At 73.3% G+C, this 13,891-nt stretch carries 14 protein-coding genes; 7 read left to right on the forward strand and 7 right to left on the reverse strand.

All coding sequences use genetic code 11. The features are described 5' to 3' along the window. Nucleotides 1–78: 78 nt before the first annotated feature. Entirely contained in the window at nt 79–732 is a 654-nt protein-coding gene (locus WAB15_RS31470; RefSeq protein ID WP_407288292.1) for a TetR-like C-terminal domain-containing protein, read from the reverse strand. Nucleotides 733–784: 52 nt separating this feature from the next. Between WAB15_RS31470 and WAB15_RS31475 the strand changes: the two genes are divergently transcribed. Further along, complete coding sequence (locus WAB15_RS31475; protein WP_407288293.1) at nt 785–1,771, forward strand: hypothetical protein; 987 nt, start codon at nt 785–787, stop codon at nt 1,769–1,771. Between the two features lie 39 nt (nt 1,772–1,810). Here WAB15_RS31475 and zapE read toward each other — a convergent pair whose 3' ends face one another. Continuing rightward, nucleotides 1,811–2,935, reverse strand: a complete 1,125-nt coding sequence (zapE, locus tag WAB15_RS31480; RefSeq protein WP_407288294.1) for a cell division protein ZapE — start codon at nt 2,933–2,935, stop codon at nt 1,811–1,813. 67 nt (nt 2,936–3,002) lie between these two features. Here zapE and WAB15_RS31485 point away from each other — a divergent pair, with 67 nt between their 5' ends. Then, nucleotides 3,003–3,827 (forward strand): pyrimidine reductase family protein, encoded by an 825-nt coding sequence (locus WAB15_RS31485; RefSeq protein ID WP_407288295.1) that lies wholly within the window; start codon nt 3,003–3,005, stop codon nt 3,825–3,827. A gap of 155 nt (nt 3,828–3,982) precedes the next feature. After that, nucleotides 3,983–4,456: an indole-3-glycerol phosphate synthase gene (locus WAB15_RS31490; protein ID WP_393488789.1), complete on the forward strand. Its 474-nt coding sequence runs from the start codon at nt 3,983–3,985 to the stop codon at nt 4,454–4,456. A gap of 133 nt (nt 4,457–4,589) precedes the next feature. On the opposite strand, the gene WAB15_RS31495 is transcribed toward WAB15_RS31490, so the two are convergent. Together WAB15_RS31495 and WAB15_RS31500 are read right to left on the reverse strand one after the other, a co-directional pair. Continuing rightward, nucleotides 4,590–5,276, reverse strand: coding sequence for an ABC transporter ATP-binding protein (locus tag WAB15_RS31495; RefSeq protein ID WP_407288296.1), 687 nt, complete (start codon nt 5,274–5,276; stop codon nt 4,590–4,592). Continuing rightward, a complete protein-coding gene (locus WAB15_RS31500; protein ID WP_407288297.1) occupies nt 5,273–6,373 on the reverse strand; it encodes an ABC transporter permease in 1,101 nt (366 codons plus the stop codon). The genes WAB15_RS31495 and WAB15_RS31500 overlap by 4 nt, the downstream gene beginning before the upstream one ends. A 184-nt stretch (nt 6,374–6,557) precedes the next feature. On the opposite strand from WAB15_RS31500, the gene WAB15_RS31505 reads away from it, so the two are divergent. From WAB15_RS31505 to msrB, 4 genes are all read left to right on the forward strand, one after another. After that, nucleotides 6,558–7,793, forward strand: coding sequence for a sensor histidine kinase (locus WAB15_RS31505; protein ID WP_407288298.1), 1,236 nt, complete (start codon nt 6,558–6,560; stop codon nt 7,791–7,793). Then, entirely contained in the window at nt 7,790–8,467 is a 678-nt protein-coding gene (locus tag WAB15_RS31510; protein ID WP_407288299.1) for a response regulator, read from the forward strand. The genes WAB15_RS31505 and WAB15_RS31510 overlap by 4 nt, the downstream gene beginning before the upstream one ends. A gap of 138 nt (nt 8,468–8,605) precedes the next feature. Further along, nucleotides 8,606–10,009, forward strand: a complete 1,404-nt coding sequence (gene murC, locus WAB15_RS31515; protein WP_407288300.1) for a UDP-N-acetylmuramate--L-alanine ligase — start codon at nt 8,606–8,608, stop codon at nt 10,007–10,009. Between the two features lie 21 nt (nt 10,010–10,030). Next, the gene (gene msrB / locus WAB15_RS31520; protein WP_399146265.1) at nt 10,031–10,441 is read left to right on the forward strand and encodes a peptide-methionine (R)-S-oxide reductase MsrB; all 411 of its coding nucleotides are present in this window, start codon (nt 10,031–10,033) and stop codon (nt 10,439–10,441) included. A gap of 110 nt (nt 10,442–10,551) precedes the next feature. On the opposite strand, the gene WAB15_RS31525 is transcribed toward msrB, so the two are convergent. From WAB15_RS31525 to WAB15_RS31535, 3 genes are all read right to left on the reverse strand, one after another. Continuing rightward, the gene (locus WAB15_RS31525) at nt 10,552–11,211 is read right to left on the reverse strand and encodes a 4'-phosphopantetheinyl transferase (RefSeq protein WP_393488802.1); all 660 of its coding nucleotides are present in this window, start codon (nt 11,209–11,211) and stop codon (nt 10,552–10,554) included. Continuing rightward, nucleotides 11,208–12,158 carry a metallophosphoesterase family protein gene (locus WAB15_RS31530; RefSeq protein ID WP_399146407.1) on the reverse strand — a complete coding sequence of 317 codons (951 nt, stop codon included), beginning with the start codon at nt 12,156–12,158 and terminating at the stop codon, nt 11,208–11,210. Before WAB15_RS31530 ends, WAB15_RS31525 begins: the two co-directional genes overlap by 4 nt. Nucleotides 12,159–12,221: 63 nt before the next feature. Next, a complete protein-coding gene (locus WAB15_RS31535) occupies nt 12,222–13,853 on the reverse strand; it encodes a PucR family transcriptional regulator (RefSeq protein ID WP_407288301.1) in 1,632 nt (543 codons plus the stop codon). Nucleotides 13,854–13,891: the final 38 nt, after the last annotated feature.

Raw genomic sequence — 13,891 nt, forward strand, 5'->3', positions numbered from 1 at the left:
CTGTTGGCGGACAGGTGACGTAACCCGCTTGTGTGTACCACGCACCCGCGCCCCCGGGAACCAGGCTGCGCGGGACGGTCACTCTTCCCGATCCACCGCGGAGTCCGCGGTCCGGGTGCCGCCCCGGCCGTAGTGCGCGATCAGCGGGAGGAACATCTCGTCGACCATCGCGGCGACTTCGGCCTCCGGGGGGGCGTGATGGGTGATCAGCATCCCGCTGGCCACGAGGGTGATCGGAAGGGCGGCGACCCGGGCGGGGATCCGGGACGGATCGAGCTCACCGCGCCGGGCCGCGCGGCCGAGCACCTCCGCCATCGCGCCCCCGTCGGCCTCGCGTGAGCGCTCCGCCAGGAAATCGCCCAGGTCGGTGCCGCGGGTCCGGCTGTCGGTGAGCACCTCCAGGACGGGGGTGATCGCCGACAGGCGGGTGGTGATCTGGTCGAGCAGCGCGAGGACGTCGGTGCGCAGCGCGCCGGTGTCCGGTGGCGGCGGAGGCAGCGGCGGCGTGCGGTGCCGCAGGGCGGCCAGGGCCAGGTCGCGGCGCTCGGGCCAGCGCCGGTAGAGCACCGTCCGGCTGGTGCGGGCGCGGCCCGCCACGCCCTCGTACGTCAGGTCGTGGTAGCCGACGGCGAGGAGTTCCTCCCAGGCGGCGTCCAGCAGGGCGGCTTCCAGCGCGGCACCCCTGCGCCGGCGCCCCGGGGGCGGTGTCTCACCGTTTACAGCTTTAGGCACGGTGTGTATCTTACGCCGTAGGTAAGATACGCGACGAACCTTAAGGAGTGCCATGCGCGGCAAGGGCGTGCAGTACGACACCGGAACGTTTCCGAACGGCGACAACACGAACCCCCGATTCACCCCCGACCTCGCGGCGCGCGACATGCGGGTCATCGCCGAGGATCTGCACTGCAACACCGTGCGCATCACCGGTGGCGACCCCGGGCGCATCAGCGCGGCGGCCGAGGCCGCGGCGGAGGCCGGGCTCGCGGTCTGGTACTCGCCGTTCCCCTGCGAAATGACGGAGGATCAGCTCCTGCCGTACTTCGTCGAGTGCGCGGACCGCGCCGAGGAACTGCGGCGCCAAGGGGCCGATGTCGTGCTGGCCACCGGCTGCGAGATCAGCATCTTCAACCGCGGCTACCTGCCCGGCGATACCTTCAACGACCGTATGGAGCCGCTGCGCGCCGCACCGGAGGTGCGTGAGCGGGCGCTCGCCGCGATCCCGGAGCGGGTCAACGCCTTCCTCGCCGAGGTGGCCGGGGCCGTCCGGCCGCGGTTCGGCGGCCCGCTCAGCTACGCGTCGATCCCCATCGAGCACATCGACTGGACGCCGTTCGACATCGTCGGCGTCGACGCGTACCGCAGCGGCCGCAACGCCGCCACCTACCGCGAGGACCTGCGGGCGGACTTCGCGCACGGCAAGCCGGTCGTGGTCACCGAGGTCGGCTGCTGTGCCTACCGCGGAGCCGGGGACATGGGTGCGGCCGGCTGGCTCGTCGTCCAGCCGGACGACACCGTCACCCCGGGGACCGTGCGGGACGAGACCGAACAGGTCCGCTACATGGACGACTTGCTGCCGCTCTTCGAGGAGGAGGGGATCGACACGACCTTCTGGTTCAGCTTCGCCTGCTACGCCCTGCCGCACCGCGAGGATCCGCTCCGGGACGTGGACCTGGGGTCGTACGGCATCGTCAAGGTGCTGGACGGGGAGCGCGGCGACTGGGAGCCCAAGGAGGCGTTCCACGCCCTGGCCCGGCACTACGGGAAGAGGTAGCCCTCCCGGCGGATCGGCCGGGCAGGGCCCGGGGAACCCCTACGCCGCCTCGCCGGCGACCAGCGGCTTGGCGTCGCGGGCCAGGGCCGTCAGGCGGGAGATCGCCCGGAAGTACTTCTTGCGGTAGCCGCCGCGCAGCATCTCGTCGCTGAACAGCTCGTCGAAGGCCTTGCCGGAGGTCAGTACGGGCACCTCGCGGTCGTAGAGCCGGTCGGCGAGGACCACCAGGCGCAGCGCGGTGGACTGGTCGGGGACCGCCTGGACATCGGTGAGGCAGACCGCCTCGACGCCGTCGCACATCGCGCCGTAGCGGCTGGGGTGCACCTTCGACAGGTGGTCCAGCAGGGAGGGGAAGTCGTCGAGCGAGGCACCGGGCGTGCGATAGGCGGTGCGGGTGACGGTCTCGGTGTCGTACGGGGCGGGGGCCTCGGGCAGACCGCGGTGGCGGTAGTCCTCGCCGTCGATCCGCAGCGGGCGGAAGTGGGCGCTCAGGCCCTGGATCTCGCGCAGGAAGTCGGCGGCGGCGAACCGGCCCTCGCCGAGCTTGCCGGGCAGGGTGTTGGACGTGGCGGCCAGCGCCACGCCGGCGTCCACCAGCTTGCCGAGCAGGGTGGAGACCAGGACCGTGTCGCCGGGGTCGTCCAGCTCGAACTCGTCGATGCACAGCAGCTTGTGGTCGCCGAGCGTGCGGACGGTCTGCTGGAAGCCGAGCGCGCCGACGAGGTTGGTCAGCTCGACGAAGGTGCCGAAGGCCTTGCGTTCGGCCGGGGCGGGGGTGGCGTGCCACAGGGAGGCGAGCAGGTGGGTCTTGCCGACGCCGTAGCCGCCGTCCAGATAGACGCCGCGCGGGCCCTTGGGGGCCGCCGGCTTCCTGGCGAACCAGCGCCGCTTGGCGGTGCCCGCGCCGGCCCCGGCGTCGATGCCGTCCGCGAAGTCGCTCAGGACCTGGACGGCCTCGGCCTGGCTGGGCTGCCGGGCGTCCGGGATGTAGGTGTCGAAGCGGGCGTCCTGGAAGCGCGGCGGCGGCACCATCTCGGCGACCAGGCGGTCGGCCGGGACGTGCGGGGCGCGGGAGGTGAGCGCGGTGGGCGCCATGTCGTCCCCGTCAGCCGGCGGTCCGGCGATCGGGTCGGGCTGCGGGGAAGAGGGCTGGGAAGGTGACACAGCCGTCCAGCCTATCTCCTCGGCGGTATCGGCCGGTCCGCCGAGCGAGGCATGTCACACTGCCGCCATGCGACGCCTGTTCCCCCTCCCCGCCCCGTCCGCGACCTCCCCCGACGGCACGGACGCCGCGGCGCCGCCGCCCGGTCCCACCGACCGGGAGTGGACCCTGGACGAGCTGGCCGAGGCCTACGCGTATCCGGCGCCGGACGACCCGGCGTACGCGCGGCGGGGCGGATGGCTGCGCGCCAACATGGTGTCGTCGATGGACGGCGCGGCGCATCACGAGGGCCGCTCGCAGCCGCTCTCCGGCGACGCCGACATGCGGATCTTCGGGGTGCTGCGGGCGCTCGCGGATGTCGTGGTGGTAGGGGCAGAAACGGTACGGCAGGAGGGCTACCGGCCGGCCCGCGCCCGGGAGGCGTTCGCCGCCCGCCGGGCCGCCGCGGGCCAGGGCCCGGCCCCCGCCATCGCCGTGGTCACCGCCGGTCTCGGGTTGGACTTCGGCCTGCCCCTGTTCACCGAGCCGCTGGCCCCCACCCTCGTACTGACCGGTGCGGGCGCGCCGGCGGACCGGGTGGCGAAGGCCCGGGAGGCGGGGGTCGAGGTGCTCTTCGCCGGTGAGGGGCTGGGCGTCGATCCGGCCCGGGTGGCCGGGGTGCTGGCCGGGCGGGGACACACCCGGCTGCTCACGGAGGGCGGGCCGCGGCTGCTGGGTCAGTTCGCGGCGGCCGGAGCGCTGGACGAGATGTGTCTGACGCTGGCTCCGGTGGTCGCCGTGGGCGCAGCGCCGAGGATCATGAACGGACCTGCGGTCCCGGTTCCCGAGCGGTTCGCCCTGGCGTCCGTATTGGAGGAGGCCGGGTTTCTGTTCACTCGCTACCGTCGGTCCTGAAAACAGCGGAATTATCTGTTCCGCTTAGCTTCCTTTGGGCACACTAAAAGCCAGCAGCCCTGTGTGGCGACGGGGCAGGATGGTTTCTGTCGGGTACCGCGTGCCGCAGTGCCCCTAAGCCAAGAAGGGCGTCCGTCGTGTTCACGAGCGTATTGATGATCGAGAAGCCACTGACGCCCGCCGACGTGGAGTTTGTGACGACCCTGCACGGCGACGACCCGATGTCGTTCGTCGTCCTGATGCAGCCGCGCGGCAAGCAGGACGTACTGCTGCGGGCCATCGACGACGTGGCCCTCGGCGAGTTCGACGACGCCGTACGGGAGGGGGAGGAACCGGGAGGCAGAGCGGCGGACGCCCCCGCCGACCTCGCCCTGTCCCACACCCTGCAAGCGCTGCGCGACGCGGGCGCGGAGGCCATCGGACAGGTGGTCGAGGCCCATCCGCTGGACCTGCTGCGCTCCGTCGTCGACGAGACCGGGGCGGACGAGGTGATCGTGCTGACCACCCCGCACTTCGTCGAGGAGTTCTTCCACCGCGACTGGGCCTCCCGCGCCCGCCACAAGGTCGGCGTCCCGGTGCTCAAGCTCTTCTCGCACGCCGCGGACGACCAGCCCCAGGGGTCTGCCTGACTTCGCGTGCGCGGTCCGAACCTCGCGTGCGGGGTGCGGGTACGCCACCCGGTTGGCGTACCCGCACCCCGCGCGGGTGTACGGGGCGGGATGCACCCCCCAGGGGCCGTCGGGAACTGTGCCGCAGTGGCCGTCAGGAAGGGGCGCCGACCCCTGGACGCAGCCGCCCGTCGCGTACCTCCGCGATCTCGTGGGCCGCGCCCAGGTGCGCGGGGTCGTGGGTGACCAGCACCGTCGCGGTGGCGCGCTGATGGGTGAGGGCGAGCAGCAGATCCAGGACCGCGGCGCCGCGTTCGTGGTCCAGTGCGCTGGTCGGCTCGTCCACCAGCAGCACGGCGGGCTCGTTCATCAGCGCCCGGGCGATGTTGATCCGCTGCCGCTGTCCGCCCGACAGCTGGTGCGGGCGCCGATGGGCCTGCCCGTCCAGCCCGACCGCCGCCAGCAGCTCCAGCGCCCGGGTTCGTGCCCTACGGGGCGAGCGGCCGTCGAGATGGGCCATCACCTGTAGCTGCTCGACGGCGGTCAGGGAAGGCAGCAGATTCGGCTGCTGGAAGACCGTGCCGATCGTGGTGCGGCGCAGCGCCGTCAGCTCGCCGCGGCCGAGGCCCGCGGTGTCCGTGCCGTCGATCACCACCCGTCCGCTGTCCGGGCCGATCAGCGTCGCGGCGACCGCGAGCAGACTGGACTTCCCGGACCCGGACGGCCCGATCACGGCGGTCAGACACCCGGCGGGCACGGACAGCGAGACCTCGTCCAGCGCGGTCAGCCGGGCCCCGCCGTCGGGGTAGCTGAGGGTCACATCGGTCAGTTCGAGGCTCATCGGGCACTTCCCAGGGCGGTCAGCGGGTCTACGGACGTGATGCGGCGGATGGACAGCGCGGCGCCCACGGCACCCAGCGCGATCATGATCAGGGCGGGGATCAGCACGGTGGACGGATCGAGCACGAACGGCACCGTGCCGCCGATCCCGGCACCCACCCCCGCCGCCACGGCGGTACCCAGGCCCGTACCGATCACCAGCAGGACGACGGCCTGGCCGAGCGCGTCCCGCAGCAGATAGCGGGTCGAGGCGCCCAGCGCCTTCAGCACGGCGACATCGCCGCTGCGCTGGATCGTCCACACCGTGAAGAACGCCCCGATGACCAGCGCGGAGATGGCGAACAGAAAGCCCCGCATCAGCTGCAGCGAGCCGTTCTCGGCGGAGTACGAGCCGATCGCCCGCAGCGCGTCGTCGGTCGTGACGGTCCGGGTGCCCAGCCTCTTGTCGGCGGCCGCCAGATCGGCGCTCCCGGTGGTGGACAGGGCCAGCACGGTCGCCTCCGTGGCGGGAGCGGAGCCGCGGCCCCGGCTCCCGTTGGCGCCCGACAGCCTCGCCCAGTCACCGAGCGCCGTCCAGACCACCGGTGTGTGGCTGTACATCGCCGAGCTCGACACCGCCGCGACGCGCAACGTACGGCCGCCCAGCGTCAACGACCCTCCGGCCCGCACACCGAGCGACTCGGCGGCCTTCTCGGACAGCACCACCGCACCCTCGCCGACCTGCCCGGTGTCCGGGCCCAGCCGCGAACCCGGGCGGATTCCGAACACCGACACCGCGGCCGTCCGCCCGTGCGCACCGGCCTTCGCCGTGGCGATCCCCAGTGGTTCGGCGGACCGTACGCCCGGCACCCGGGCCCACTGCCGTACGGTCCGCTCCGGCAGCCGAGAATCGGTGAAGGCGACCTCGTCGTCCCCGGCGGGTGCGGAGAACACCAGGTGGTCGGCGGGCAGCGCGGTGATCGCCGAGGTGTTCTCCCGGCCCAGGCCCGCGGTCAGGCCGGACAGCAGACCCACCAGCACCGTGATCAGCACGATGACGGTGCCCATCAGGGCGAACCGCCCCTTGGCGAATCTCAGGTCTCTCCAGGCGACGAACACCGGCTCTGCTCTCCTCGGATCCGGGCGCCGGACGCACTGCCCGGCGGCTGGTGTCCACCGTCGCCTCCCGGGTAGGGCCCCGACATCGCGCCGCGGAGTGGTTCACCGGCGTCGAAAGGTGCGCCCCGGGATCAACCCTTCGATTGATGCCGCAGGTGAAGGCGGCCCTTAGCCTGAAGAGGCCGTGACCGAAGAAGCCGTGACCGATCACTCCCTCACCCCCGTCCTGCGGGTCCTGCGCAGCTGCCTGCATCTGATGGTGGCCGCGCTGCTCGGGCTCGCCGCCGTACGCGCGGTCGCCGACCACGCGCCGGACGCCCCGGCCGTCATCCCCACCGCCGTCGCGCTGTTCGCCGTCTACGCGATCGGCCCCAGGCTGCCCCGGCTCCGCAGCTCCACGGGCGCCGCCGCCCTCTGGCTCGGCGCCGTCGGCCTCCTCTGGCTGCTGCTGCTCGCGCTGACCCCGGACGGCGTCTGGCTGGCCTTCCCGCTCTTCTTCGTCCAGCTGCATCTGCTGCCGCTGCGCTGGGCGCTGCCCGCCGTCGCGGCCACCACCGTCTGTGCCATCGCCGGATTCGGCTGGCACACCCACACCCTGAGCGTCGGCACGGTGCTCGGACCCGCCCTGGGCGCCGCCGTCGCCGTTGCCGTCGTCCTCGGCTATCAGGCCCTCTACCGGGAGAGCGAACAGCGCCGCCGCCTCATCGAGGAGCTGACCGCGGCCCGCAGCGAACTCGCCGCGGCGGAACACGCCGCCGGTGTGCTCGCCGAGCGCGAACGGCTGGCCCGCGAGATCCACGACACCCTCGCCCAGGGCCTGTCCAGCATCCAGCTGCTGCTGCGGGCCGCCGAACGCGCCCTGCCGGAGCGGCCCGGCACGGCCCTGGGGCATGTCCGGCAGGCCCGTACCGCCGCGGTCGACAACCTCGCCGAGGCGCGCCGCTTCGTACGCGCGCTGAGCCCGCCCGACCTGGAGGCGGGGACGCTGCCCGCCGCCCTGGAACGGCTCTGCGCCACCACCGCCCGTACGTCCGGACTCGCCGTGCACTGCCAGGTCTCCGGCGCCCCCACCGCCCTGCCCACCCCGCATGAGGTCGCCCTGCTGCGCATCGCCCAGTCCGCGCTCGCCAACACCGTGCAGCACGCCGCCGCCGACCGTGTCGAGCTGACCCTCAGCTACATGGACACCGAGGTCGCCCTGGACGTCGTCGACGACGGCGCCGGATTCGTCCCCGCGGAGGTGCCCGCACCGGGCTCCGCGGCGGCCTCCGGCACCGGCTTCGGCCTCGCCGCGATGCGCGCCAGAGCCCGCGCCCTCCAGGGCACCCTCGCCGTCGAGTCCGCCCCCGGAGAGGGCACCGCCATCGCCGTCACCCTGCCCTGCACCGCAGCACCCGCCACCCCGGAGGCCGCCTCGTGACCACCACGGACTCTCCCGGGACGCCGGCTCCGCCGCAGGACGGGGCCGACGTCATCCGGCTGCTGCTCGCCGACGACCACCCCGTCGTACGCGCCGGGCTGCGCGCCGTCCTGGAGACCGAACCGGACTTCGAGGTCGTCGCCGACGTCGCCACCGCCGAGCAGGCCGTCGAGCTCGCCGCGGGGCGCGACCTCGACGTGGTCCTCATGGACCTCCAGTTCGGCGGCCGGATGCTCGGCTCCCAGGCCACCGCCGCGATCACCGCCCGCCCCGATGCCCCGCGGGTCCTGGTGCTGACCACGTACGACACCGACGCCGACATCCTCGCCGCCATCGAGGCCGGCGCCACCGGCTACCTCCTCAAGGACGCCCCGCCGGAGGAACTGGCCGCCGCCGTGCGCACCGCCGCCGCCGGCAAGTCCGCGCTCGCGCCCACCATCGCGCTGCGCCTGATGGACCGGATGCGGACCCCGGCCACCGCGCTCTCCCGCCGGGAGACCGAGGTCCTCCAGCTCGTCGCCGACGGCCTGTCCAACGCCGCGATCAGCAAGCGGCTCTTCCTCAGCCAGGCGACCGTCAAATCACACCTTGTTCACATCTACGCCAAGCTGGGCGTGGACTCGCGCACGTCCGCGGTCGCCGCCGCCACCGCCCAGGGCCTGATCCGCCGCTGAACAGCGGCCCGCGGCGCCCGGCCGTCGCCGGCCGGGGTCCGCGGACCGGCGCTGTCGGTGCCGGGTGCGAGAATCGTCGGCAGCACGAAGAACGACAGCAGCACCGCTCGCGATGATCGACGATCAGGGAGACGCACCATGGCACCCGCCATCCCAGCCTCGATGGAACGGCCGCACTTCATCGGAATCGGTGGAGCCGGCATGTCGGGCATCGCCAAGATCCTCGCGCAGCGCGGCGCCCAGGTGGCGGGCAGCGACGCCAAGGACTCCGCGACCGCCCGGGCCCTGCGCGACCTCGGCGCCACGGTCCACATCGGCCATGCCGCCGGGCATCTCGCCGCCGACGCCACCAGCGTCGTGGTCTCCTCCGCGATCCGCCCCGACAACCCCGAGCTGGCCGCCGCCCATGAGCGCGGCATCCCCGTCGTGCACCGCTCCGACGCCCTCGCCTCCCTCATGGACGGCCTGCGCCCCATCGCGGTGGCGGGCACCCACGGCAAGACGACGACGACCTCCATGCTCGCCGTCTCCCTCGGCGCCCTCGGCCTCAAGCCGTCCTACGCCATCGGCGGCGACCTCGACGCCCCCGGCTCCAACGCCGAGCACGGCGCCGGCGAGATCTTCGTCGCCGAGGCCGACGAGAGCGACCGCAGCTTCCACAAGTACGCCCCCGAGGTCGCCATCGTCCTCAACGTCGAGCTGGACCACCACGCCAACTACGCCTCGATGGACGAGATCTACGAGTCCTTCGAGACCTTCGTCGGCCGCATCCGCCCGGGCGGCACCCTGGTCATCGCCGCCGACCACCCCGGCGCCCGCGAGCTGACCGCCAAGATCTCCGGCCGCTACGACATCGAGGTCGTCACCTACGGCGAGTCGCCGGACGCCGACGTCCGCATCCTCAAGGTCAACCCCCGCGGCCTGACCAGCGACGTCACCGTCACCCTGACCAGCGGCAAGATCCTGACCTTCACCGTCGCCGTCCCCGGCCGGCACTACGCCCACAACGCCGTCGCCGCCCTGGCCGCCGGCGTCGCCCTGGACCTGCCGCCGCACAACCTCGCCTCCGCCCTCGGCAAGTACACCGGCGTCAAGCGCCGCCTCCAGCTCAAGGGCGAGGCCGCCGGCGTCCAGGTCATCGACTCCTACGCCCACCACCCCACGGAGATGACCGCCGACCTGGAGGCCATCCGCGGCGCCACGGAGGGCTCGGACAGCCGCATCCTCGTCGTCTTCCAGCCGCACCTCTTCTCCCGCACCCAGGAGCTGGGCGTGGAGATGGGCCAGGCCCTGGCCCTCGCCGACGCCTCCGTCGTCCTGGACGTCTATCCGGCCCGCGAGGACCCGATCCCCGGCATCACCAGCTCCCTGATCATCGACGCCGCGCGCGCCGCCGGCGCCGTTGTCACCGCCGAGAGCGACCAGGCCGCCGTCCCGGACGTGATCGCCGGAATGGTCCGGCCCGGTGACCTTGTTCTCACCATGGGCGCGGGCGATGTGACCGACCTCGGCCCCGCCATCCTGACCCGCCTGGGCAGCTGAGCTGAGGAGGAGGCACCCCAGATGCCGTACGAGATCGACAAGCCCGATGAGCAGTGGCGCACCGAGCTGACCGCCGCCGAGTATCAGGTGCTCCGCCAGGCCGGCACCGAGCCCGCCTTCGTCGGCGAGTACACCGACACCAAGACCGCCGGTGTCTACTCCTGCCGTGCCTGCGACGCCGAGCTCTTCCGCTCCGACACCAAGTTCGAAAGCCACTGCGGCTGGCCGTCCTTCTACGACCCCAAGGACTCCGAGGCGGTCGAGCTCATCGAGGACCGATCCCACGGCATGGTGCGGACGGAGGTCCGCTGCGCGAAGTGCGGCTCGCACCTGGGGCACGTCTTCGCCGGCGAGGGCTACCCGACCCCGACGGACCAGCGGTACTGCATCAACAGCATCTCGCTGCGGCTGACGGCGGACGAGGACGCCTGACAGCCGATAGAGACGGCTGACGGACGCGACACGGGGCCGGCGGCGGACGGGGCGGATCCCCCGCCCGCCGCCGGCCCCGTCGCCGTCAGCCGTGGGCCGTCAGCCCCGCCTCACGCCGTCATGGCGATGGCCGTCACCACGAACCCGGACTCGACCAGCCACCCCCCGGTGAACTCCGTCAGCTCCTTGCCGTCGACGACGGGGCCGGGGACGAGGAGACGGGCGGTGAAGGTGGCGTCCGTCGGGTCGAGGGTCAGCAGGGCGTCCTCGAAGCCCAGCCAGCGCTGGGCGAGGGGGTACCAGGCCTTGTAGACGCTCTCCTTGGCGCTGAAGATCAGCCGGTCCCAGCTGACGTCCGGTTCCAGGTCCGCCAGATGGCGGAGCTGGGCGCGTTCCTCGGGCAGGGTGACCAGATCGATGACACCGGGGTCGTCCACGGGCAGATTGGGCTCCGCGTCCAGGCCGACGGTCACTATGTCCCGCCGACGGGCCACCGCGGCCGCGCGGTAGCCGGCGCAGTGCGTCATCGCGCCGACGACGCCGGCCGGCCACTGCGGCGCCCGGTCGCGGCCGGGCAGCAGCGGCGCGGGCGCGAAGCCCAGCCGGGACAGCGCACTGCGGGCGCAGCTGCGTACGGTGCCGAACTCCAGCTGGCGCTTGGGCACGGCCTTGGCCACCAGCGCCTGTTCCTCGGGGAACATCTCGGACAGGGGGGCGTCCTGAAAGGCCTCGGCGGTCACGATCGGCGCGGGCAGCAACTTGTCGATCATGCGTGGCTCCCGGTGACGCCGGGCGCGACCGTGGCCGGGGCGGGCAGGATCTGGACCGGGCGGCCCGGTTCGCCGGAGCGGCGCTGCCATTCCCGCGGATAGCCGAGCGACACCTCCTGATGGGGGATGCCGTCGCACATCAGCAGCCGGGGGATGTGCAGATGGCCGTAGACGACGGTGGCGGCCCGGAACCGGCGCGGCCAGTCGGCGGTCGCCTCCGTACCGCACCACAGCGCGAACTCCGGGTACCACAGCGGCCGGGTGGGTTCGCGCACCACGGGCCAGTGGTTGATCAGGACGGTCGGCAGGTCCTCCGGGACGGCGGCGAGCCGGGCCTCGGTGGCCGCCACCCGCGCCTGGCACCAGGCCTCCCGCGTCGGATAGGGATCCGGGTGCAGATGGAACTCGTCGGTGCACACCACCCCGGCCTCCTCGGCCTGGGCGAGCGCCTCCTGCTTGGTCGTCAGCCCCGGCTTGCGGAAGGTGTAGTCGTAGAGGAGGAAGAGGGGGGCGATGACCGCGGGCCCGCCGACGCCCTCCCAGATCGGATAGGGGTCCTCCGGCGTCAGGACGCCCAACTGCCGGCAGATGTCCACCAGATGCTCATAGCGCGCCACGCCGCGCAGCTGCACCGGGTCGTCCGGGGGCGTCCACAGCTCGTGGTTGCCCGGCACCCACACCACTTTGGCGAACCGGTCGCTGAGCAGGCCGAGCGCCCAGCGGATGTCGGAGACGTACTCGCCGACGTCGCCGGCGACCAGCAGCCAGTCGTCCTCGGACTGCGGTCTTAACCGCTCGACGATCTCGCGGTTCTCCTTGTAGCGGATGTGCAGATCGCTGACGGCCACCAGGGTGCCGCGCCCGCCGCCCCGTACGGAGCCGAAAGCGGGAGCGGTGGGGGCTGGGCCGGCGGCGCCGGGTTCTAGGGTGCGGATCTCATAGGTCACCATCGAAGTAAAGACGGTGTGGAGGGCAGAACGAAAGGCGGGGCGGGCGCGCAGTGGCATCCGTCACCGGGCTGGTGGTGTCGGGGGCGGCGGGGGAGCGGGTCGGGAGGCGGCGTGCGCGGACGGCGCGCCGCCGCGCCGGATGCGGGTGGCCAGCCACAGATCGAAGCGGTCGTCGGGATCGTCGAGGCGGCGGCCGGTGAGGTCCATGGCCTTGTCAAGGCGGTTGCGCACGGTGTGCCGGTGGACGCCGAGGCGGCGGCTGGTGGCGTCCCAGGCGCCGCCGGTCTCCAGCCAGGCCGCCAGAGTGGCGATCAGCTCCTCGCCGTTGTCCGCGAGATCGAGCGGACCCAGCACCGAGTCGGCGTAGCCGTGCAGCGTACGGCGGTCACCGAGGTCGAGCAGCAGCCGGCTGGACCGGCTCTGCCGGGCCTCCTCCGGCTCGCCGCTGGACCGGCTGACGGCGAGCAGACCGGCGGCCTGACGCAGCGACACCCGTACGGCTTCGGGGGCGGTGGCCGGGCCGATGCCCGCCGGGCAGTGCGGCGCGAAGCGGGCGAGCACATCGCGGATGTCCAGTTCCTCGCCGACCACCGCCTCGATGAGCCGCCCCGGCGCGCCGCCCGGCGCCGCGTCGGTGATCCGGACCAGGCCGCCGGGCATCGCCAGCGCCAGATCGGCGGCCGTCTCCTGGGCGGCGTCGGCGGTCTCGTCCCCAGGATGCCGTCCGGCACCGGCCGCACCGTCCCCGCTCACCGGCTCCACCACGACCCCCCGCACCCGCTCGGCGGTCAGCCCCACCGAGTGCAGCATGTCCCGGGCCCGGTCGGCGGACGGATCCTCGTCGGCCAGCAGCTCCGAGAGCAGCGCCGACCTGCGGCGGCGCTCCGGCTCATCGCGCAGATGCCGGCGCTCCAGCTCCAGGGACAGCAGCGAGACCAGCCCGGGGACGACCGAACGGGCGGCCTCGTCCGGGCGGCCGGTGAGCAGCAGCAGCCCGCGCAGCCGCCGCGCACCCAGCGGCTGCACCTCCAGCTGCTGTCCCGCGGCCGTACTGGACGCGCTGCCGCGCAGCCCGCGCGTGGCGACCCGCTCGATCAGCTCGCGCGCCTGCGCGGGCGGTGGGTGCTGCTCGCGCCCACCCGCCGCCAGCAGGCGCCCCAGCGGGTCGAGCACCGCGGCGCCGACCCCGGTGGCGGCCGTCCACTCCGCCAGCATCGGCCGCAGCCCGTCGCCGGCCGCCGCGGCGGCCGTCAGCCGCCGCTGGGTCGCGAACGCCCGGTGCAGCGCCGCCCGCTGCTCATCGGCCCGGGCGTCGAAGACCGCCTTGGTGACGGCGATGAACGGCACCTCGTCCGGCACCGTCAGCAGCGGCAGGCCCGTCTCCTCGGCCGCCGCCACCAGTACGTCCGGCGCCTCCTGGTACGGCAGTCCCTGCCCCAGCCCGAGCGCCAGGCACGCGGCCCCGCCCTCGGCGACGTCCCGGACGTAGGTCCGGCAGGCGGCCGGCTCCATCGGCAGCAACAGGCCGATGGTCATCAGCAGTTCACCGCCCTGCAGCCACTTGCCCGGCGTCAGCAGATCCGAGACGGTCGCCGCCTCGATCGTGCGCTCCAGCAGCCGCGGCGGCACCTCGTAGGTGACCGACAGACGGAGATCGGGCCTGGCCAGAAGGTCGGAGATACGCAGGGGCACACCCCCAGTGTCCCTCACCTACGGGCGCTGTGGGCGCT

It is taken from the genome of Streptomyces sirii (assembly GCF_045690365.1).
Lineage (GTDB): Bacteria > Actinomycetota > Actinomycetes > Streptomycetales > Streptomycetaceae > Streptomyces > Streptomyces sirii.

Bases quoted from the DNA above. Each gene is read 5' to 3' on its own strand.
- WAB15_RS31475 (WP_407288293.1), top strand. From the start codon at position 785: ATGCGCGGCAAGGGCGTGCAGTACGACACCGGAACGTTTCCGAACGGC.
- WAB15_RS31485 (WP_407288295.1), top strand. From the start codon at position 3,003: ATGCGACGCCTGTTCCCCCTCCCCGCCCCGTCCGCGACCTCCCCCGAC.
- WAB15_RS31490 (WP_393488789.1), top strand. From the start codon at position 3,983: ATGATCGAGAAGCCACTGACGCCCGCCGACGTGGAGTTTGTGACGACC.
- WAB15_RS31495 (WP_407288296.1), bottom strand. From the start codon at position 5,276: ATGAGCCTCGAACTGACCGATGTGACCCTCAGCTACCCCGACGGCGGG.
- murC (WP_407288300.1), top strand. From the start codon at position 8,606: ATGGCACCCGCCATCCCAGCCTCGATGGAACGGCCGCACTTCATCGGA.
- msrB (WP_399146265.1), top strand. From the start codon at position 10,031: ATGCCGTACGAGATCGACAAGCCCGATGAGCAGTGGCGCACCGAGCTG.
- WAB15_RS31525 (WP_393488802.1), bottom strand. From the start codon at position 11,211: ATGATCGACAAGTTGCTGCCCGCGCCGATCGTGACCGCCGAGGCCTTT.